General features: G+C 71.7%; 17 protein-coding genes. 9 read left to right on the top strand and 8 right to left on the bottom strand.

Annotation, left to right across the window (positions count from 1 at the left end):
- Positions 1-42: 42 nt before the first annotated feature.
- A complete protein-coding gene (locus Mam01_RS22210) occupies positions 43-516 on the bottom strand; it encodes an Lrp/AsnC family transcriptional regulator (protein WP_204287145.1) in 474 nt (157 codons plus the stop codon).
- A gap of 131 nt (positions 517-647) precedes the next feature.
- Here Mam01_RS22210 and Mam01_RS22205 point away from each other — a divergent pair, with 131 nt between their 5' ends.
- On the top strand, positions 648-1,538 hold the full coding sequence (locus tag Mam01_RS22205; protein ID WP_204287144.1) for a phenylalanine 4-monooxygenase: 891 nt from the start codon (positions 648-650) through the stop codon (positions 1,536-1,538).
- 15 nt (positions 1,539-1,553) lie between these two features.
- On the opposite strand, the gene Mam01_RS22200 is transcribed toward Mam01_RS22205, so the two are convergent.
- From Mam01_RS22200 to Mam01_RS22185, 4 genes are all read right to left on the bottom strand, one after another.
- Positions 1,554-3,023: a phosphodiester glycosidase family protein gene (locus Mam01_RS22200; protein ID WP_204287143.1), complete on the bottom strand. Its 1,470-nt coding sequence runs from the start codon at positions 3,021-3,023 to the stop codon at positions 1,554-1,556.
- A 167-nt stretch (positions 3,024-3,190) separates the two neighbouring features.
- On the bottom strand, positions 3,191-3,406 hold the full coding sequence (locus Mam01_RS22195) for a hypothetical protein (RefSeq protein ID WP_150940649.1): 216 nt from the start codon (positions 3,404-3,406) through the stop codon (positions 3,191-3,193).
- 159 nt (positions 3,407-3,565) lie between these two features.
- Entirely contained in the window at positions 3,566-5,221 is a 1,656-nt protein-coding gene (locus tag Mam01_RS22190; RefSeq protein WP_204287142.1) for a PucR family transcriptional regulator, read from the bottom strand.
- A gap of 68 nt (positions 5,222-5,289) precedes the next feature.
- On the bottom strand, positions 5,290-6,009 hold the full coding sequence (locus tag Mam01_RS22185) for a TetR/AcrR family transcriptional regulator C-terminal domain-containing protein (protein WP_204287141.1): 720 nt from the start codon (positions 6,007-6,009) through the stop codon (positions 5,290-5,292).
- A gap of 83 nt (positions 6,010-6,092) precedes the next feature.
- Between Mam01_RS22185 and Mam01_RS22180 the strand changes: the two genes are divergently transcribed.
- The 6 genes from Mam01_RS22180 (at position 6,093) to Mam01_RS22155 (ending at position 13,888) form a co-directional block, all read left to right on the top strand.
- On the top strand, positions 6,093-7,562 hold the full coding sequence (locus tag Mam01_RS22180) for an MFS transporter (RefSeq protein ID WP_204287140.1): 1,470 nt from the start codon (positions 6,093-6,095) through the stop codon (positions 7,560-7,562).
- 67 nt (positions 7,563-7,629) lie between these two features.
- On the top strand, positions 7,630-8,925 hold the full coding sequence (locus Mam01_RS22175) for an aspartate aminotransferase family protein (protein ID WP_204287139.1): 1,296 nt from the start codon (positions 7,630-7,632) through the stop codon (positions 8,923-8,925).
- Positions 8,912-10,405, top strand: coding sequence for a CoA-acylating methylmalonate-semialdehyde dehydrogenase (locus Mam01_RS22170; RefSeq protein WP_204287138.1), 1,494 nt, complete (start codon positions 8,912-8,914; stop codon positions 10,403-10,405). Before Mam01_RS22175 ends, Mam01_RS22170 begins: the two co-directional genes overlap by 14 nt.
- A gap of 139 nt (positions 10,406-10,544) precedes the next feature.
- The gene (locus tag Mam01_RS22165; protein WP_204287137.1) at positions 10,545-11,708 is read left to right on the top strand and encodes an extracellular solute-binding protein; all 1,164 of its coding nucleotides are present in this window, start codon (positions 10,545-10,547) and stop codon (positions 11,706-11,708) included.
- 29 nt (positions 11,709-11,737) lie between these two features.
- Positions 11,738-12,349: a PASTA domain-containing protein gene (locus Mam01_RS22160; protein ID WP_204287136.1), complete on the top strand. Its 612-nt coding sequence runs from the start codon at positions 11,738-11,740 to the stop codon at positions 12,347-12,349.
- Positions 12,350-12,559: 210 nt separating this feature from the next.
- A complete protein-coding gene (locus tag Mam01_RS22155; protein ID WP_204287135.1) occupies positions 12,560-13,888 on the top strand; it encodes an FAD-binding oxidoreductase in 1,329 nt (442 codons plus the stop codon).
- A 4-nt stretch (positions 13,889-13,892) separates the two neighbouring features.
- Here the strand turns inward: Mam01_RS22155 and Mam01_RS22150 are convergent, their stop codons facing one another.
- Both Mam01_RS22150 and gabT read right to left on the bottom strand, forming a co-directional pair.
- Entirely contained in the window at positions 13,893-14,141 is a 249-nt protein-coding gene (locus Mam01_RS22150; protein ID WP_111699306.1) for a hypothetical protein, read from the bottom strand.
- A gap of 170 nt (positions 14,142-14,311) precedes the next feature.
- The gene (gene gabT, locus Mam01_RS22145; protein ID WP_204287134.1) at positions 14,312-15,661 is read right to left on the bottom strand and encodes a 4-aminobutyrate--2-oxoglutarate transaminase; all 1,350 of its coding nucleotides are present in this window, start codon (positions 15,659-15,661) and stop codon (positions 14,312-14,314) included.
- Between the two features lie 110 nt (positions 15,662-15,771).
- Between gabT and Mam01_RS22140 the strand changes: the two genes are divergently transcribed.
- Positions 15,772-17,442, top strand: a complete 1,671-nt coding sequence (locus Mam01_RS22140; protein WP_204287133.1) for a PucR family transcriptional regulator — start codon at positions 15,772-15,774, stop codon at positions 17,440-17,442.
- 18 nt (positions 17,443-17,460) lie between these two features.
- On the opposite strand, the gene Mam01_RS22135 is transcribed toward Mam01_RS22140, so the two are convergent.
- Positions 17,461-18,090, bottom strand: coding sequence for a TetR/AcrR family transcriptional regulator (locus Mam01_RS22135; protein WP_150940626.1), 630 nt, complete (start codon positions 18,088-18,090; stop codon positions 17,461-17,463).
- A 220-nt stretch (positions 18,091-18,310) separates the two neighbouring features.
- On the opposite strand from Mam01_RS22135, the gene Mam01_RS22130 reads away from it, so the two are divergent.
- Positions 18,311-19,756: an aldehyde dehydrogenase family protein gene (locus Mam01_RS22130; protein WP_204287132.1), complete on the top strand. Its 1,446-nt coding sequence runs from the start codon at positions 18,311-18,313 to the stop codon at positions 19,754-19,756.
- Positions 19,757-19,762: the final 6 nt, after the last annotated feature.

Raw genomic sequence — 19,762 nt, 5'->3', positions numbered from 1 at the left:
GGTCGGGATGGCCCCCCCTTTTTTGTGCCCAAACGCGGGCCGTCACGGTGCGGCCGGCGTGACCGCGGCCTTCAGCAGAGGCTCGACGCGATAGGGGATCTGGGTCGACAGGGCGATCGTCGTGTCCGTCCGCCGGACCGCGGGGGAGGCCAGGATCCGGGCGATGATCTCCTGTAGATGCGGCGTGCTGTGGGCGACCACGCGGCACAGCAGATCGGCCTGGCCGCTCGTGCCGTACACCTCGAGGATCTCCGGGATCTCGGCCAGCGTCTCCACCGCCTCCGTCAGCCGGCCCTGCGCGATCTGCAGGGAGGCGAAGGCGAGGATGGGATAACCGATCTCCTCGGTGGCGATGGCGGGGCCGAAGTCCGTGATCACTCCGCGCGCGGTCAGCTTCTCCACGCGTGCCTGCACGGTGCCCCGGGCCACGCCGAGCAGGCGGGCCAGTTCGGTGAGCCCGATGCGGGGATGGGCTCGCATGGTGGTCAGCAGCCGGCTGTCGAGCGCGTCGAGCATGTGCCGAGGCTACGCCCGGAGTGGGCGAATCGACCAGTGTGATCAGCCGTGAACGATCAGTTTTGGGCGATCCGCCTACTGCGACTGGTCACTCTTGCCACTCGTAGGGCGAGTTGCTGTCATATAGAAGTATGTTCGAGGAAGCGCAGTATTTCGCTCCGGTGGCGACGAGGGATGACGGTTCCGTCGTCGTCGAGCTGGCCACCAGCCACCCGGGGTTCGCGGACCTGGTCTACCGGGAACGGCGCAACGCGATCGCGGCGCTGGCGCTCGGTCACACGCCCGGCGACCCGATTCCCGTCGCCGAGTACACCGACGAGGAGCACCACGTGTGGGCGCTCGTCAGCAAGGAACTGGCGGTCAAGCACCACAAGTACGCGGTGCGCGAGTTCCTCCGCGGGGCGGAGCGGCTCGGGCTGCCCGAGCACCGCATCCCGCAGCTTCAGGAGGTCAGCGACCTGCTCCATCCGCTCACCGGATTCCGCTACCTGCCCGCCGCCGGGCTGGTGCCGCTCCGTGAGTTCTACGGGGTGCTGGCCGACGGCCTCTTCCACTCCACGCAGTACATCCGGCACCATTCGGTGCCCTTCTACACGCCGGAGCCGGACATCATCCACGAGGTGATCGGCCACGCCAACACTTTGGCCTCGCCCCGGTTCGCCGAGCTGTACCGGGCCGCCGGGCGGGCGGCGCGGCGGATGGAGACCACCGAGGCGCTGGAGTTCGTCTCCAAGGTGTTCTGGTTCACGCTGGAGTTCGGCGTCATGCGGGAGGACGGCGAGCTCAAGGCGTACGGCGCGGGGATCCTCAGCTCGTACGGCGAGATCGAGGAGTTCCGCGGGATGGACATCCGCCCGCTCGACCTCGCCGTGATGGGCACCACCAAGTACGACATCACCAAGTATCAGGAGGTGCTCTTCGAGGCGGCCTCGTTCGACCACCTCGAAGACACCGTCGGGACGTTCTGGGACACCTGCGACGACGACGCCGTCACCCGCCTCCTGTCCGGGCGCCGGCCGTAGGGGCTTGTCCCCGGCTCAGGGCGCGGGGACGATCAGCAGGGCGTCGCCGACTCCCCGCTCCACGCCGTCGGACGGGTGGTTGACCACCTTCTTGCCGATGACCATGGCGCTGGAGCCGCCGCCGTCGAGGTTGATCGCGTCACGCGCCCCGAGCCAGCGCATGAGCTCGGCCGCCTCGAAGAACGACGCGCCGATCGTGCCGCCGGGGTCGCGGCCGTCCACGACCGCGATGACGAGCTTGCCGTTCCGGGTGACGCCGGCGAGCGTCCGGGGGTGGCGGCGCAGGATCATGTTGGTGTTGGCCATGCCGTCCCGGCCTGGGTTGATCGTCGTCCGGCCCCCGCGGACCAGGCCCACGGCGCCGCCGATGATGTTCGTCTCCGGCGTCAGCGGGACGGCCCTCTTCGTGCGCAGGTCCGTGACCCGGGTCGTGATCCTGACCGTCGTGCCCTCGGTCACGTGCTCCGACAGCCAGTCGGCGCCCGCTCCGACGCCGTGCAGCACCCGCATCCCACGGGTGACCTTGCCGCCCGTGTCGCGGACGGCAAGCACCTTGCCGGTCGCGTCGAGGACCGCCTCGACGCCGTCGTCCTTCGGGGTCTCCCGCCCGAGCTCCTCGGTGTAGAGGACGACCTCGTCCGGCTGCGGCACCCGGTTGAGGCCGGCCACCTGGACGGTCGTCCCGTCGGCCGCGCGGGCGACCACCGAGGAGGACAACTCGGTGACCCGGGCCGTACGGCCCTTCAGCACCAGGCCGACCCGGCCGGGGACCGCCTCGCTGAGCAGTTTCCCGCCCACGACCGAGATGCCGGTGGGGTCGCCGCGGAAGGCGGGGAGGGTGTGGATGTCGAAGAAGCCGCCGTTCACCGCCGCCACGGCCTTCGCGGCGGTGGCCATCGCCGAAACCTTCTCCCGCTTGGCGACGCTCGTGCCCACCGAGGACCGGTAGGAGCCGCGGAAGGTGCGGGGATCGACCACGATCACCCGTACGCTCCAGGGGCCGGTGGTGACGAAGCCGTCGTCGCCCTGGAAGTCCACCTTCGCGCTCACGCCGGCGTCCTTGAGCTGCTTGACGACCTTGGCGGCCTCGGCCTTCTGGCTGAGCGGCCAGCCGCCGACGCGGACCATGTAGTAGTCGCCGGCGGGGAAGTCGGCCACGGCCGGCCGGGTGAACTTCACCACCGTGGGAGTGAACCCCGCCACCTGTACGGCGTCCGCCTGGGCCTGCGCGTTGGACTCGGACATGAAGTCCTTGCCCGCCACGACGACGCTGACGGTGTACCCGTCCTTCGCGGAGCCGTGCCGGAGCGTGAAGTAGCTGATGCCGGGTCCGAGGCTCTTGGCCGCCGACTTCGGTATCCCGGGCGCGCCGAGCGGAAAGCTCGTCGTCGGCAGGCCGGCGACGGGTTCGGCGGCTGCCGGGGCCGTAAGGGTGGTCGTCGTCAGGGCCAGTGCTGCGGCCCCGGCGATCAGGCGGCGTCTCATGCGGTTTCTCCCCATTGGTGATCCTTGCGGGACCATCGTGGCGAGACTGACACCCCTTGTGGAGGCGAACGCGCCAAAGGGCATCAAATTGCGACGTGCCACCGTCGGCGGCACGCGCGAAAAACGGATTAGGGGAACGCAAACGTACAAACTGCGCGCCCAGCGACTTATGCGGGATCGCGGGAGGCGCGGGCGTCCATCTCCCGGGCCCGCTGGACGAACTCCTGCGCGGAGCGGGCCTCGATGTGGACGAGCAGTCCGTCGGGGCGACGGAACATGCCCCAGTAGTGGGTGGTGGCCTGGCCCCACCAGATGGTCCAGCCGGGGAAACGCGCGGACAGGGCCCGTACCACCACGGCCGGGCTGATTCGGGGTTCGTTCATCGTGGGCACGCTTCGAGATAAGCACGATTCGGTGCGTGATCGCGAGTGTGCGAAGGGTAGCGGGTAGGAACTCTTACACCGGGGTCGACATACCTACGTTCCGGTTATGACATCGCCATGAGTGGTCGTCCGCCCGGGCCGGTGGCGGCCGGATCGCGCTCAGCCGCTCTCGCGGCGGAAGGTCTCCAGGGCCAGCAGCGCGACGTGCAGCGACAGGCACGACTCGACGTCGTCGAGGTCGATGTCGAGGACGCGCTCCAGCCGCCGCAGCCGGTCATAGAAGGCGGGCCGGGACAGGTGGGCCTTCTGGGCGGCCACCGCTTTGTTGCGGCCCGAGTCGAGGTAAACGCGCAGGATGCGGGTCAGGTCGCCGTGCCGCTGCGCGTCGTGGGCGAGCAGGGCGCCGAGTTCGCGTTCGGCGAAGGTCTGGAGCCGCGCGTCGTCCCGCAGCAGGTGCAGCAGCCCGCGCAGCCGCAGATCGGGCAGGCGGTAGAACGGCCGTCCGTCGGGCCGGCGCACCGCGACCTCGGCGACCTGCTCGGCCTCCAGGAAGCTGCGCCGTACGTCCTTGATCGATTCCACGACGGAGCCGGCCGCGAGCACGAACGGCGTGACGAACCCGGCCCGCAGGCGCTCGGCCAGCACGCCGAGCGCCGTCTCGGCGGCCGTACGGGGCGGCAGCGGCAGCAGCACCCCCACGCTGCTCTGGTCGAGCGCTCCCACCAGCGCGGGCAGCTTGGCCTCGCGGCAGGCGGCGGCGCCGGCCTCGGCCAGTTCGCCGAGCCTGGCCTGCTCGCCCAGCGCGGTGCCGGCCGGGACCGCGCCCGCCGCGACTGTGCCGGCCGGGACCGGGCCGGCCGGGGAGGGCAGGCGGATGACGGCGCTCACCAGCCTGCGGCCGGTGAGCGGGACGCCGACGGCGCGGGCCCGCGCGGCGGCCTCGTCGGGATCGGCGTAGGCGTGGGTGAGGATGCCGGTGAGTATCGTGCCGTGCGCCTGCCGCTCCAGGGACTCCTGGTGCCGCTCCAGCAGGCGGCCGAGCGCGAGGGTGGTCGCCGCGCGTTCGGCGAGCACGATGTCGCGGGGGCCGGGCGGGCCGTCGCACAGCAGGATGAGCCGTCCCCAGTCCTGGCCCCGGGCCCCGACCATGGTCACCAGCCATCCGGCGGCGGCGTCGTAGGCGGTCCGCCCGGACGGCATGACCGCGCGCGACCTGGCCTCCCAGTTGGCCAGCACGGTGCCGGTGTCGCCTCCGGCGGCGTCGCAGGCCAGCACCTGGTGGGCGAGGTTCTCCAGCAGCGCCGGGCGGCCGGAGAACCGGACGACCTGGTTCAGCACCTCCCCCGGGGAGGCGCCCTCGACGGACAGCTCGGTGAAGACCTCGTGCAGCTGCTCGGAGGCCCGCAACTCCTGGAGCTGGCTGTCGATGATCCGCGCGTGCACCGACTCGGTGATCTGCACGAAGGGCGTCTCGCGGGCCAGCGTGACGAGCGGCAGCCCGTGTTCCTCCGCGGCCGTGACCACCGCCCTCGGCAGCTCGCGGACGAACCGGCGGCCGAGCTCCACGACCAGTCCCGAGGCGCCCACCTCGGCCAGTTCGCCGATGTAGTCGGCCAGGCTGCCGGGTTCGTCCGGCAGCGCCACCCCGGTCGTGAGGACGAGCTCACCGCCGCGCAGCAGATGCGCGATGTCGTGGACCTCACCGACATGCACCCAGCGGACCCGGGTGTCGAGCCGGTCGCCGCCCGCCACCACCCGGGGCTTGCCGCGCCGCACCGTGTCCAGGGCGAGCACGTCGGCGACCGTGGGGAGCATGGTCCGAGGCTACCTGATCATCATGTAAGGGCGACCCGCCGAAACATGACAGTGTGCCGGGCTCGGTGTCAGGAGTCGCCCGTCCTGTTCCGGTCCAGTCCGTCGAGCAGGGCGGTCAGCCCGAAGTCGAAGGCGAGCCGGCGGGCGACAAGGGGGTCGACGTCCATGGCGTTGTAGCTGCGATAGCGCTCCAGCAGGTTGGGCCGGTCGGCCACCGCCCTCATCAGGACCGGCTCGACCGCGGCCTGCAGGTCCGCGACGCTCTGACCGGAGCTCTCCACCGCGCCGAGGAAGGCGACCTCGGGAATCGTGGCGCCCAGCGTGTACGACACGACGGCCGCGCAGGCGTAGTCCACGTCGATGCCGTGGAAGCCCGCGCGCACGAACGCGCCCATCAGCCGGTCGGAGACGGTGAGCGCGTTCGGCCCGAGCGCGGGGACCATCCCGATCAGGCGGGCGCTCCAGGGGTGGGCGAAGACCGCACCCCGCATGGCGTACGCGAAGACTCTCGTGGTCTCCCGCCAGTCGGCGTCCTCGGGCAGCACGACGGCGGCGTAGACCTCGTCCATGACCAGCTCGATCAGCTCGTCCTTGTTCGCCACGTGCCAGTAGAGGCTGGTCGCCCCCGCGCCCAGGCGCGCGCCCAGTTTGCGCATGCTGAGCGCGTCGAGGCCCTCGGCGTCGAGCAGGTCCACGGCCGCGCGGACGATCTGGTCGCGGCTGAGGCCCTGCTCGCGCGTTCCCCTGCGCTCACGGGTCCAGACGGAGGTGAACGGCTTCGGTGACACGACACCACGATATTCGCTCGCACGGTGTTCGGTCCCGTCGTACAGTGTGCGAGACAACTCGCACACTGTACGAGGAGACGTACATGTCCCATCCCCGCCGATGGTGGATTCTCGGGGTCCTCTGCCTGAGCCTGCTGACTCTGGTCGTGGACAACACCGTGCTCAACCTCGCGATCCCGTCGCTCATGCGCGACCTCGGCGCCACCCCGCAGGACGTGCAGTGGATCATCGACGCGTACGTCCTGGTCTTCGCCGGGCTGCTGCTCACCGCGGGCAGCCTGTCCGACCGGTTCGGCAGGCGGCGGATGCTGGTGATCGGCCTGGCGTTCTTCGGCGGGGCCTCGCTGGCCGCCACCCTGGCCACCGAGCCCTGGCAGCTCGTCGGGGCCCGCGCGCTCATGGGCGTCGGCGGCTCGTGCGTCATGCCGTCCACCCTGTCGATCCTGATCACCGTCTTTGACGAGAGCGAGCGGCGCAAGGCCATCGCGGTGTGGAGCTCGGTCGCCATGGTCGGCGTCGTCGCCGGTCCCACGCTCGGCGGGTTCCTGCTCCGGCACTACTACTGGGGATCGGTCTTCCTGCTCAACGTGCCGATCGCGATCCTGGCGATCGCCGCCGCCGTCACGCTCATGCCCGAGACGTACGGCGTGGCGCGGCGGGCGGACCCGCTCGGCGTGATCCTGTCTGTCACGGGCATGGGCGGCCTCGTCTGGGCCGTCATCTCGGCGCCGGGCGGCCACCTCGACCCGGTGGTCGTCGCGGTCTCGGTGCTCGCCCTGGCGGCGTTCGTGCTGTGGGAGCGCCGCACCCCCCACCCCATGCTGCCGCTCGGCCTGTTCCGCGACCGCTCGTTCAGCGGCGCGTGCTTCTCCGTCGTGCTGCTGTCGTTCGGGGCGGGGGCGTTGATGCTGGCGCTCACGCAGTATCTGCAGTTCGTCCTCGGCTACGACCCGCTGACCGCCGGGTTCGCGCTGCTGCCGTACGTCGTGGCGGCGGCGCTCTTCAACGGCCTCGGCGCGGCGCTCGGCAAGAAGGTGAGCAACCGGACGCTCATCGTCGTGGGCCTGGTCGTGATGGCCGCCGGCTTCGCGCTGCTGTCCACGCTCACCGGCGGGTACGGCACGATGATCGCCGGCCTGATGGTCATGGGGGTCGGCGGAGGACTGGCCGGCCCGGCGGCGTACGCCACGTTGATGGGCGCGGTGCCGCCCGACCACGCCGGGGTCGGCTCGGCGCTCAACGACACGGTGCAGCAGGTCGGCATGGCGCTGAGCGTGGCGGTGCTCGGCAGCGTGCTCGCCGCGGCGTACACCTCGGCCATGCCCGCGTCGGTCCCGCCGGCGGCGCGCGAGTCGATCGGCGCCGCCGTGACGTCGGGCGATCCCTCGGTGGCCGCCGCCGGGCGTGCGGCGTTCGTGTCGGCGATGTCGGCGGGCTCGTGGGTCGGAGCGGGCTGCTCGCTCGCGGCGGCCCTGGTCGCGCTGCTGGTCCTGCGCCGCAGGGCCGTCGGTCCCGCCGCCGGCGCGGAGCCGGTGACGTCCGCCACTGTGTAAGAGGAAGCCGGATTGTCCCGACAGGCTGACGGGTGAGCCTCCGCCCGTCAGCCGGGATACTCAGAACATGTCGGACCTTCTCGCGCGCCACCGCGCGGTCATGCCCAACTGGATGGCCCTCTACTACAACGAGCCCATCGAGATCGTCGGCGGCAAGGGCAACCGGGTCGTCGACGCGGAAGGGAAGAGCTACCTCGACTTCTTCGCCGGGATCCTGACCAACATGATCGGGTATGACGTGCCCGAGGTGCGGGAGGCCGTCGAGCGCCAGCTCGCCACCGGAGTCGTGCACACCTCGACGCTGTACCTCCTCCGCACCCAGGTCGAGCTGGCCGAGAAGATCGCCCGCCTGTCGGGCATCCCGGACGCCAAGGTCTTCTTCACCAACTCCGGCACCGAGGCCAACGAGACGGCACTGCTGCTGGCCACCTACGCCCGGGGCACCGACCAGGTGCTCGCGATGCGGCAGAGCTACCACGGCCGGTCGTTCGGCGCGATCAGCGTCACCTCCAACCGCGCCTGGAAGAACAACTCGCTGTCGCCGCTCAACGTGCACTTCCTGCACGGCGCCGACCGCCACCTCACGCAGTTCCGCGGCATGTCCGACGCCGACTACATCGCCGCCTGCGTGGACGACCTGCGCCACGTGCTCGCCACCGCCGTCACCGGGAACGTCGCCGCGCTGATCGCCGAGCCCATCCAGGGCGTGGGCGGCTTCACCGCGGCCCCCGACGGGCTGTTCGCCGCGTACAAGGAGGTCCTCGACGAGGAGGGCATCCTGTTCGTCAGCGACGAGGTGCAGACGGGCTGGGGCCGTACGGGCTCGGCGTTCTTCGGCATCCAGAACCACGGCGTGACGCCGGACATGATGACCTTCGCCAAGGGGCTCGGCAACGGCTTCGCCGTCGGCGGCATCGTGGCGCGCGGCGACCTCATGGACGGCCCGCACGCCATCGGCCTGTCGACCTTCGGCGGCAACCCGATCTCGATGGCGGCGGCCAACGCGACGCTCGACTACGTGCTCGACCACGATCTGCAGGCCAACGCGGCGCGCACCGGGGACATCCTGATCTCCGGACTGCGCGAGGCGGCCGGGCGGCTGCCCGTCGTGGGCGACGTCCGGGGCCGCGGCCTGATGTTCGCCGTCGACCTGGTCGACCCCGCCACCGGAGCGCCGGCCCCCGCGCTGGCCGCCCGCTTCATGGAGGAGACCAAGAAGCTCGGCCTGCTCGCCGGCAAGGGCGGCCTGTACGGGAGCACGCTGCGCATGGCTCCACCGCTCACCCTCACCGAGGACGAGGCCCGCGAGGGCCTCGGCATCCTCGTCACCGCTCTGGAGACCGTCGACGATGAAGCACGTTAACCACTGGATCGACGGCAACCACTCGACCGGGGGTGACCGTACGGCCGAGCTGTTCGATCCGGCGACGGGCGAGGTGAGCGGCCGGGTGTCGCTCGCCTCGGCCGGCGAGGTCGACGCGGCCGTGGACGCGGCCGCGCGCGCCTTCCCCGCCTGGCGGGACGCCTCGCTGGTCAGGCGCACGCAGGTGCTGTTCCGGTTCCGCGAGCTGATGGACGCGCACCGCGACGAGCTGGCCGCGCTGATCACCGCCGAGCACGGCAAGGTCCACTCCGACGCGCTGGGCGAGGTGGCCCGCGGCCTGGAGGTCGTGGAGTTCGCCTGCGGCATCCCCCACCTGCTCAAGGGCGGCTACTCGGAGAACGTCTCCACCCGCGTCGACTCCTACTCGATCCGTCAGCCGCTCGGTGTGGTCGCGGGGATCACGCCGTTCAACTTCCCGGCGATGGTGCCGATGTGGATGTTCCCGGTGGCCATCGCCTGCGGGAACACGTTCGTGCTCAAGCCCTCCGAGCGCGACCCCTCGGCGTCGCTGCTCATCGCCGAGCTGTGGCGGCGGGCGGGGCTGCCGGACGGCGTGTTCAACGTCGTCCAGGGAGACAAGGTCGCGGTCGACCGGCTGCTGGAGCACCCGGCCGTACGGGCGGTGTCGTTCGTCGGTTCCACGCCGATCGCCCGGTACGTGTACGAGACCGGCACGGCCCACGGCAAGCGGGTGCAGGCCCTCGGCGGCGCCAAGAACCACATGCTCGTGCTGCCCGACGCCGACCTCGACCTGGTCGCCGACTCGGCCGTCTCGGCGGGCTTCGGCTCGGCGGGGGAGCGGTGCATGGCGATCTCCGTGGTGCTCGCCGTCGACCCGGTCGGCGACGACCTGGTCGAGAAGATCGTGTCGCGGGTGCGCGACCTGACCGTCGGCCCGGGCGACGACCCCGAGTCGCAGATGGGCCCGCTGGTCACCGCGGCGCACCGCGACAAGGTGGAGTCCTACCTCGACCTCGGCGTCGAGGAGGGGGCCAAGCTCGTGGTCGACGGCCGGGAGACGCCGGTGCGGGGCGGCCGGGGCGACGGCTTCTGGCTGGGCCCCACCGTGCTCGACCACGTGCCGCCGAACTCCCGCGTCCACCGCGAGGAGATCTTCGGCCCGGTGCTGTCGATCGTGCGGGTCCGCTCGTACGAGGAGGGCCTGGAGCTGATCAACACCGGCGAGTACGGCAACGGCACCGCGATCTTCACCAACGACGGCGGCGCGGCCCGGCGCTTCCAGAACGAGGTCGAGGTCGGCATGGTCGGCATCAACGTGCCGATCCCGGTGCCGATGGCGTTCTACAGCTTCGGCGGCTGGAAGGCCTCGCTGTTCGGCGACACCCACGTGCACGGCGCCGAGGGGGTCCACTTCTACACGCGGGGCAAGGTCGTCACCTCCCGGTGGCTCGACCCCTCCCACGGCGGCGTGAACCTGGGATTCCCCACCAACGGCTGAGACCGTCCGGCCGGCCGTGCCCGGTCCGGCGGCGCGTCCGCCGGACCGGGCACGGGGCCGCCTCCGGGGTGCCGGGCCAGTAGGCTCGGGACGTCCGTCTCTTCCCTGGGGGTCGTGCGTGCGCCGTACACATGTGGCCGTGGCGGTGGTGTCCGCCGCGCTGCTCGCCGCCTGCGGCAGCCGTTCCGCGCCGGGGACGGAGACGGTCACGCCGGGCGCCTCGGAGGCGGCCGCGTCGACGACGGCCTCCACCGGCCCCGGCCCGTCCGCGCCGGCCGCCCCACCCACGCCGACACCCGCGGCCTCGCTCGGGCCGGGCGAGGGAACGGTCAGCGTGGTCGCGCTCGACGGGTACGCCGAGTGGGGCGGCGTCGATCCCAAGGTGAAGTGGGTCGGCACGTTCGAGAAGGAGACGGGCTGCAAGGTCAGCCTCCGGTTCTACGACCCCCGCCAGGAGGAGAAGCCGGGCGACTTCGCGCCGTCGTCGTTCGACGTGGTCTCCGCGACGCCGGAGGTGGGCGGCAGGCTGATGGCGGAGGGCAGGGCCGCCCCGCTGAACACCGCCCTGCTCACCGGCTACGACAAGATCCCCAAGCGGCTGCGCACGCTGCCGTCGGTGACCCGGGGCGAGCAGGTGTACGGCGTGCCGTACGTCTGGGCGACCAACGAGGTCCTCTACGACTCCGGCAAGGTCCGTTCGGCCGGGCCGGAGTCGTTGTTCGAGGACAAGGGGCCGGTGCTGCTCCGCGACCGCCCGCTGTCGCTGGCGGACGCCGCGCTGGTGCTCAAGGCGCGCGGCGCGGACATCGAGGACCCCTTCGACCTCACCGACGACCAGCTCGACGCCGCCACCGACCTGTTCCGCGCGGGCGAGGCGGGCAGCCGGCTCTTCTGGCGTGACCCCATCCAGGTCGTCCAGGCCTTCGCGACGGGGTCCGTACGGCTCGCGCAGGCGACGCCGTACCACGCGGACGTGCTCAGCCACGGGCACAAGCCCGTCAAGGTGGCGGGGGACCGGCCGGTGACCGGCTGGGCCGACGCCTGGATGCTGTCGGCGCAGGCCCCCCACCCCTCGTGCGCGTACAAGTGGCTCGACTTCACCGCCTCAGCCGACGTGCAGCGGAAGGTGTCGGCCTGGATGGGCCTCGCCCCGGCCAACCCCGAGGCCTGCACCGGCGCGGCCCGCCGGATCTGCGCCGACTACGAGGTCGGAGAACCGGGCGCCTTCAAGGACGTCTACTTCGCGGTGCGCCCCGAGGCGTACGACAAGTGGGTCGACCACTGGTCCCGCATCGTGCCCTGACGTCGCCCCATGGCAGGAAGACGTGTTCGATGACCTCAAGGTCTCCGTACTTCTGGTACTACCTCTTCTTCTTCTTCTCTTGCGCGTATGGGTCGGGCACGCTGCTGACGCTGTTGGTCTTCGGTGTGAGTATCGACCACAGGGTCACTCCTGGGCGTCCGGACGACGAGGGCCTGGGAATGTCGCTGTTCGCCGTTTTCGGGCTCCTGCTTGATTTCGCCGCTCTCCTGATCTTTCGCCGGTCCTGGGCGGCGTGGATATTGTGCGGGCTCACCGCCCTGCTGGCGGTCGTCGCTATGACGAACCTGCTCGCGTCGGGCGGCCCCTCTCACCCGGCCGTTCTCCCCGAAATGCCGAGGCTCTGGTATCAGGACGCGGAGACGGCCAGAACCACCATTGCCGACCTGGGGTTCGACCTGGAGATCAAGTCCTTGACCGGCGCTGAGGTCGGGAATCCGGCGGAGTGGGTTGTCGTCGGCCAGGCTCCGGCGCCGGGAGCCCCTTTGAAAAGCGCTGCTCCAATCGAGGTCTACGTCACGACCAGGGACATGCCGATACCCAGCCCGTCCACGATGCCGGGCTCACCCTCGGCCTCGGTCCTTGAACCTTCTGAGGTTCCAGCTGCGTCGATGCAGGACTGACGAAGCCGAGGCCGCTGCGGAGCGGTCGGAGAGGGACGCTTAGGCCCGGGTGCCTGGTTCGGTGATCCGGGCGGGGGGCTTCGTGGGGCCCCGGTTTTGTCGGTGGCGGGAGAAAGAATCGGCGTGTGGATGTCGGGGGCGCGAGCTCCGCTCCGGCTCCTCAGTGAGTGCCGCCCATGGCGGTCCCACCGAGACGAAAAGGACACGACGATGACGCTCGCATATGCTCCCTCCCTCACCGGCGAGATCGTGCGGCCCGAAGACGAGGCGTACGAGAACCTGTGCCGGACCTCCGGTGGCACCGGCAGCCCCGCGTACATCGTGCGCTGCCGCGACGCGGAGGAGGTCGCGCAGGCCGTCAGGTTCGCGGCGGAGGAGGGCCTGACGCTGTCGGTGCGCAGCGGCGGGCACCACGGGGCGGGGTTCGCCACCAACGACGGCGGCCTGGTGATCGACCTGGCGCCCATCAACGGGGTGGAGGTGTTCGGCGGCCTGGACGACATCGTGCGGATCGGCGCCGGCGCGCGGTGGGGCGAGGTGGCCCGCGCGCTCGCGCCGTACGGGCTGGCCGTCTCCTCGGGAGACACCGCGGCGGTGGGCGTCGGCGGGCTGATGCTCGGCGGCGGCATCGGGTGGATGGTGCGCAAGCACGGCCTGGCCCTGGACCATCTCGTCGCCGCCGAAGTGGTGACCGCCGACGGCCGGATCGTCCGGGCGAGCGCGACGGAGCACCCCGACCTGTTCTGGGCGATCCGGGGCGGCGGTGGCAACTTCGGCGTGGTGACCACGTTCGAGGTCGCCGCCACGCGCGAGCGGGAGGTGACCTTCGCCAGGGTCGTCTATCCGGCGAGCCAGGCGGCTCGGGTGCTCAGGGGCTGGCGCGACGTCATGCGGGCTGCGGGTGACGAGCTCACGTCCACCGCGCACCTGTCTCCCGCGTCCGGCGGCGACGTCCCGCCCACGGTCGTGATCACTGCCTGCCAGGCCGGCGGTGACCACGACGCGGTGGAGCCGCTGACCCGGCTCGGCGACGCCCTCAGTGCGGACGTCGAGGTCAAGCCGTACGGGGACCTGCTGGTGGAGACCCCGCCGGGACCGCGGCCGGCCTGGCACGCGGTGCTGCGCAACCGGTTCGCCCGGTCCTGCACCGACGAGCTGATCGACACGCTCGTGTCGCGTGCGGGCGACATCCCGATGACGGTGGTGGAGTTGCGGGCACTCGGCGGGGCGATGGGCCGCGTGCCGGCCGGTGCCACCGCCTTCGCCCACCGGGACGCCGAGGTCCTGCTGACCACGGTCGTGCTGGGCGGCCAGGCGGAGCACGCGCCGGTCCGGGAGAAGCTCGAAGCCCTGTGGCGCGGCCTCGCTCCCCACACCGGCGGGGCGTACGGCAACTTCCTGAGCGAGCCGTCGAAGGACGACGTGGCCGCCGTCTACCCGGCCGGCACCTACGAGCGGCTCACCGCCGTCAAGCGCCTGTACGACCCCGCGAACCTGTTCGACCAGAACATCAACGTCGGGCCGGACGGGAGCCGCTGACGCCTCAGGACATGGCCGCGCGGGAGCGGCGGGGCAGCGGCACCTTTCCCTCGGGCGCGGGCAGCAGGGCCTCGGCGCAGTCGTCGCAGGCGTGTACGGGGGCGTTGTCGGGCAGCATGCCCACCTTGACCCGGGGGCGGGGCCACTTCTTGTGGCAGACGACACAGGCGTCGCCGTCGCGCTGCGTTGTGGTCAGACCGGCAGGGTCGAACGTCAGCATGAGCCGCTCGGCGCCGTTCGGGTTCCAGCTCATCAAAGTCCCCCCTCGATCGCCTATCGGAACCGTTATAACGCGGTTACCCTTCGTGATCGGCGCGAGTCGGGCCAAGCGATGGTTAAATCGCGGCATAACGCAAGCCGTACGACATCAAAAGGGACACCCTGGAAGATAACGGGTGCCCCTTTTGATCCGTTTGAAACGGTCTAATCGATGTTGAGGGCCTTCTCCAGGATGGACAGGCCCTCCTCCAGCAGGTGGTCGGGTATGACCAGCGGCGGCAGGAAGCGCAGCACATTGCCGTAGGTTCCGGCGGTGAGCGCGAGAAGCCCCTGCTCATGGCACCTGCGCGCGATCTCGCCGGCCGGGTAGGGCTCCTTGGTCCCCGGCACCACGAGTTCGATCGCGATCATCGCTCCGCGCCCCCGCACGTCGCCGATGATCGGGTTGCGCTCCTGGAGGGCCCGGAGACGGGGCAGCATGATCTCGCCGATGTGCCGGGCCCGCTCGACGAGCTTCTCCTCCTCGATGGTCTCCAGCACGCCCAGGGCCGCCTCGCAGGCGAGGGGGTTGCCGCCGTACGTGCCGCCGAGCCCGCCCGTGTGGACGTGGTCGAGCAGGTCGGCCCTGCCGGTCACGGCCGCCAGCGGGAGACCGCCGGCGATGCCCTTGGCGGTGCAGATGATGTCCGGGACGACCCCCTCGTCCTCGCAGGCGAACAGGTGGCCGGTCCGGGCGAAGCCCGTCTGGACCTCGTCGGCGATGAAGACGATGCCGTTGGCCCGGCAGTACTCCACGATCTTCGGCAGGAACCCGCGCGCCGGCTCGATGAACCCGCCCTCGCCCGCGATCGGCTCGATGAGCACCGCCGCGACGTTCTCCGCGCCGACCTGCTTGTTGATCATGTCGATCGCCTGCGCCGCGGCCTCCTCGGCGCAGTTCTCCGGCCCGGTGGGCCAGCGGAACGGGTAGGCGAGCGGCACCCGGTACACCTCAGGCGCGAACGGGCCGAATCCGTGCTTGTACGGCATGCTCTTGGCCGTCAGCGACATCGTGAGCAGCGTGCGGCCGTGGTAGCCGTGGTCGAACACGACGACCGCCTGCCGCCCGGTGGCGTGCCTGGCGACCTTGACCGCGTTCTCGACGGCCTCCGCGCCGCTGTTCACGAGGAACGTGCGCTTCTCGTGGTCGCCGGGGGTCAGGTCGTTGAGCTTCTCGCAGACCGCCACGTACGACTCGTACGGCGCGACCATGAAGCAGGTGTGGGTGAAGTCGGCGACCTGCTTCTGTACGCGTTCGACGACCCGGGGGGCGGCGTTGCCGACGTTGGTCACGGCGATGCCGGAGCCGAAGTCGATCAGCGAGTTGCCGTCCGCGTCGACGATCACGCCGCCGCCCGCGTGGGTCACGAAGACGGGCAGCGTGGTGCCGATGCCCGGAGGCACGGCCGACTGCTTGCGCGCGAACAGCTCGCGGGACCGGGGGCCGGGGATCTCGGTGACGAGGCGGCGCTCCTGGGGGAGCTGCGGGCCGCCGTGCGTGGTCGCAGTGCTCATATCTGAGACGCTACGGCTACCACTGCCACCTGCCGATATGCCGCTATGTCAGAATGTAGGCGCACTTTTAGCCGGTGCGCACAAGCCGGCGAACCGGGGGAGAGGGGGCCGTGGCACCCACGCTGCGCCGGGTCACGGCGATCGTACCGCTCCACCTGGAGGTTCTCGCCGGGAGGAGCGAGCTCGACCGCCCCGTGCGATGGGTCGCCGTGAGCGAGCTGGAGGACCCCACCCCGTTCCTTGAGGGCGGGGAACTCGTGCTCACCACCGGCATGCGCCTGTCCGGCGCCGACGCCGGCCCGTACGTCTCCCGGCTCGTTGCCCGGGGCGTCGCGGGGCTGGGGTTCGGCGTGGGGCTGAGCCACGACGTCGTCCCGCCGGAGTTCGCCGACGCGGCCGAGGTCGCCGGGCTGCCACTGGTCGAGGTGCCGAGAGACACCCCGTTCATCGCGATCGGCAAGGCCGTCAGCGACCTGCTGGCGGGGGAGCAGTACGAGGAGATCAGCCGCGCCTTCGCCGCGCAGGGCAGGCTGACCCGGGCGGCCCTGCGGCGCCGGGGACCGGTGGCGGTGGTGGACCGGCTGGCCAGGGAGATCGGCGGCTGGGCGCTGCTGCTCGACCCCTCCGGCGCGGTCCGGCACGCCGCGGACGCGACCGGCCACCGGGCATCCGGTGCGTACGGACCCGGCGCACGCGGGGCCGGGGAGGACGAAGCGACGGCGCGTCACGCCGGCGAGCACGGGGCCGCCCCCCGGGGGACGCGGGACGGCCCGGTGGAGGACTGGGCGCGGGAGACGGCCCGGTCGCTGGAGCCCGAGATCGCCCGGCTGCGGAGCGCGCCGTCCCCGGCGAGCCTCGCGCTGGCCACTCCGCACGAGCACGTCGTCGTCCAGCCGCTGGGCCGCCGGGGGTTCTTCGCCGTGGGTTCCCCGCGGCCGTTCTCGCCCATCGCGCACACGGTCGTCAACGCGGCCGGGTCCCTGCTGACGCTCGCGCTGGAACAGGGCAGGGAGCAGCGCGCCGCCGCGGCGCAGGTGCGCGCCGCGGTGCTGCGGCTGCTGCTGGCCGGGGAGACCGGCGCCGCGGCGCGGACGCTGGCGGCCCTCGGCATACGGCTGCCCGCCGAGCCGGTCACGGTCCTGGTCTGCCAGACCTCCGATCCGGACGCGCTGACCGAGGCGCTGGGCGGCGCGGCGCCCGCCTGCCTCACCGCTCCCTGGGAGGACCTGCTCGTCGTGGCGGCTCCGGACGCGTACGCGGAGGAGGTCGTCGCGCTGGCCGTGCGGTACGGCCGGGTCGGCGTCGGCGCGCCCGGAGTGGACCTGTCCTCGGGACGCGGCTCCTCGGGACATGGAGCGGAGACGGGCCCGGCCGGCGAGGGAGCCGACGCCGCGGGCGGCGTTCTCGCGGGCGGCGGGCCCCGGCTGGACCTCGCCGTCGGGCTGGACCAGGCCCGGCGGGCGCTCGCCTCGGCCGCACCGGTGGCACGCTTCACCGAACTCGCGGGCCAGGGACTGCTGTCGCTGTTGGATCCGGCCGCCGCGGCGTCGTTCGCCGCCGCGATCCTCGCGCCGCTCCGCGAGTACGGCTCCCGCGCCGACCTCGTCGAGTCGCTGCGTGCCTATCTGGCCAGCAACGGGCACTGGGACGCCGCCGCGCAGCGTCTCGGCGTGCACCGGCACACGCTGCGCTACCGCATGAAGCGGGTGAGCGAGTTGCTCGGGCGAAACCTCGACGACCCCGCCGTGCGCGCCGAACTCTGGATCGCGCTGTGCGTGTGACCGTGTGACGGAGGTCTGTCAGGCCTGGGGGCGGGCGATGAACGCCCGGATGGCCGCGTTCGTCACGATCTCGTAGGTCTTGCCGTCCGGCAGGTGCCCGGCACGTTCCAGACTGAGCGCGCCCTGCGCGGCGGCCCACAGCGTGTCGGCGACCTTCCGGGGCTGGGTCGGCACCAGGCGGCCCGCCGAGATGCATTCGGCGATCACCCGGTCGACGATGTTGAGCGCGGCCCTCGCCAGCGTGCGGGCGCGCTCGCTCGGGACGAACCCGGGGATGGCCCGCTCGAACATCAGGCTGTAGTAGCCGGGCTCGGACAGCGCGGCCTCGCGATAGGCGGGCCCCAGCAGGCTGAGGTGCTCCATCGGGTCGGCGCGGTGTGGCACGGCCTCCAGCCTGCGGCGGAACCGTTCGAAGCCCTCCAGGTAGAGCGCCTCGGCCAGGCCTTCCTTGCTGCCGAACATCGTGTAGATCAGCTGGGTGGAGCAGCCGGCCTCCGACGCGATCCTGCGTACGGTGAGGCTCTCCGGGCCCGCGGAGGCGAGCAGGTCGTTGGCGACGTCGAGAAGGCGAGTGCGCAGCTCGTCGTAGTTGCTCCGATGGCCGCGTGCGTAGGCACCCTGAAGACCGAGCGGCGCCGGCGTACCCATCAGCGACGAGCCCTTCTGATTGTGGGGGTCCCGCGACAGACCCGGAAGATGACTTAACCATGCCGCTCGGCTTTCAAACCGCCGGTAAACCGAAAACATCATGAAATTGCCGCGCATCCGTGACATCCCACCATAGTTGTCCACCATGGCGTGCCGGAGGGCGGCGATTGGCCCGTCCGGAGTAACGACCGGTCCGCGGCTGGGGGCATAGCGTGAAGCCATGGACGTGAGCCGCACTTCCGATCCCCGCCCCTTCTGGCTCGCCGGTCGTCCCGCCACGGGAGACGCCGAGCAGGCCGTGACCAACCCGCACGACGGAAGGGTCGTCGGCGTCCACTCGGTCCCGACGCCCGACCAGGTCGAGCAGGCCGTCGCCGCCGCCCACGCGGTGCGCGGGCAGGCCGCCGCCCTGCCCATCCACGTACGCGCCGAGGCGCTGGCCCACGTGGCCCGCCGGTTGAGCGAGCGCGCCGAGGAGATCGCCCAGCTGATCAGCGCCGAGAACGGCAAGCCGATCTTCTGGGCCCGGGGCGAGGTCGGCCGGGCCGTCTCCACCTTCCGCTTCGGCGCCGAGGAGGCCCGCCGCTTCAGCGGCGACGTGCAGCGGCTCGACACCGAGCCCGCGGCGCAGGGACGGCTCGCCTACGTCTCCCGGGTGCCGTACGGACCGGTGCTGGCGATCACGCCCTTCAACTTCCCGCTCAACCTGGTGGCGCACAAGGTCGCTCCCGCCATCGCCGTGGGCGCGCCGATCGTGGTCAAGCCGGCTCCCGCGACCCCGCTGTCGGCGCTGGTGCTCGGCGAGATCCTCGCCGAGACCGACCTGCCGGAGGGCGTGTTCTCCGTGCTGCCGGTGCCCAACGACCGGGCCGCCTCCCTGGTGGAGGACCCCCGGCTGCCGGTCGTCTCCTTCACCGGCTCGGGGCCGGTCGGCTACTCCATCCTCGACAGCGTGCCGCGCAAGCACGTCACGCTCGAACTCGGCGGCAACGCCGCCGCGGTCGTGCTCGCCGACGCCGACCTCGACTGGGCGGCGAGCCGGGTGGCGCTGTTCTCCAACTACCAGGCGGGCCAGAGCTGCATCGCGGTGCAGCGCGTGATCGTGGAGGACTCGGTCGCCGACGCCTTCACCGAGAGGCTGGTCGGCGCCGTCGGCGGCCTCGTGACCGGCGACCCGGCCGACGAGAAGACGCAGGTCGGCCCCCTCGTCAGCGAGGACGCCGCGATCCGCGTCGAGAACTGGGTGAACGAGGCCGTGGAGGCCGGCGCGCGGCTGCTCGCGGGCGGCACCCGCGACGGCGCGACCATCGCCCCCACCGTGCTGGCCGACGTGCCCGCCGGCGCGAAGGTCGCCTGCGAGGAGGTCTTCGGGCCGGTCATGACCGTGCAGCGGGTCGCCTCGGTCGACGAGGCGTTCGCCGCGGTCAACGACTCCCGGTACGGCCTGCAGGCCGGGGTCTTCACCCGCAGCCTCGACGTCGCCTTCCGGGCCAACCGGGAGCTCGAGGTCGGCGGGGTCGTCATCGGCGACGTCCCGTCGTACCGGGCCGACCAGATGCCGTACGGCGGGGTGAAGGAGTCGGGCGTGGGCCGCGAGGGACTGCGCTCGGCGATGGAGGACCTCACCTACGAGAAGGTCATGGTGCTCACCGGCCTCACGCTGTAGAACCAC

The sequence above is a fragment of the Microbispora amethystogenes genome, from assembly GCF_016863015.1.
In the GTDB taxonomy this organism is placed as follows: Bacteria; Actinomycetota; Actinomycetes; order Streptosporangiales; family Streptosporangiaceae; genus Microbispora; species Microbispora amethystogenes.
Note: the sequence above shows the minus strand (reverse complement) of the source record. Positions and strands in the feature narration are given on the sequence as shown.

What these genes read in the sequence shown, in the direction of transcription:
- Mam01_RS22210 (WP_204287145.1), bottom strand. Translation starts at nt 516, where the DNA reads ATGCTCGACGCGCTCGACAGCCGGCTGCTGACCACCATGCGAGCCCAT.
- Mam01_RS22205 (WP_204287144.1), top strand. Translation starts at nt 648, where the DNA reads ATGTTCGAGGAAGCGCAGTATTTCGCTCCGGTGGCGACGAGGGATGAC.
- Mam01_RS22200 (WP_204287143.1), bottom strand. Translation starts at nt 3,023, where the DNA reads ATGAGACGCCGCCTGATCGCCGGGGCCGCAGCACTGGCCCTGACGACG.
- Mam01_RS22195 (WP_150940649.1), bottom strand. Translation starts at nt 3,406, where the DNA reads ATGAACGAACCCCGAATCAGCCCGGCCGTGGTGGTACGGGCCCTGTCC.
- Mam01_RS22190 (WP_204287142.1), bottom strand. Translation starts at nt 5,221, where the DNA reads ATGCTCCCCACGGTCGCCGACGTGCTCGCCCTGGACACGGTGCGGCGC.
- Mam01_RS22180 (WP_204287140.1), top strand. Translation starts at nt 6,093, where the DNA reads ATGTCCCATCCCCGCCGATGGTGGATTCTCGGGGTCCTCTGCCTGAGC.
- Mam01_RS22175 (WP_204287139.1), top strand. Translation starts at nt 7,630, where the DNA reads ATGTCGGACCTTCTCGCGCGCCACCGCGCGGTCATGCCCAACTGGATG.
- Mam01_RS22170 (WP_204287138.1), top strand. Translation starts at nt 8,912, where the DNA reads ATGAAGCACGTTAACCACTGGATCGACGGCAACCACTCGACCGGGGGT.
- Mam01_RS22160 (WP_204287136.1), top strand. Translation starts at nt 11,738, where the DNA reads ATGACCTCAAGGTCTCCGTACTTCTGGTACTACCTCTTCTTCTTCTTC.
- Mam01_RS22155 (WP_204287135.1), top strand. Translation starts at nt 12,560, where the DNA reads ATGACGCTCGCATATGCTCCCTCCCTCACCGGCGAGATCGTGCGGCCC.
- Mam01_RS22150 (WP_111699306.1), bottom strand. Translation starts at nt 14,141, where the DNA reads ATGAGCTGGAACCCGAACGGCGCCGAGCGGCTCATGCTGACGTTCGAC.
- gabT (WP_204287134.1), bottom strand. Translation starts at nt 15,661, where the DNA reads ATGAGCACTGCGACCACGCACGGCGGCCCGCAGCTCCCCCAGGAGCGC.
- Mam01_RS22135 (WP_150940626.1), bottom strand. Translation starts at nt 18,090, where the DNA reads ATGGGTACGCCGGCGCCGCTCGGTCTTCAGGGTGCCTACGCACGCGGC.
- Mam01_RS22130 (WP_204287132.1), top strand. Translation starts at nt 18,311, where the DNA reads ATGGACGTGAGCCGCACTTCCGATCCCCGCCCCTTCTGGCTCGCCGGT.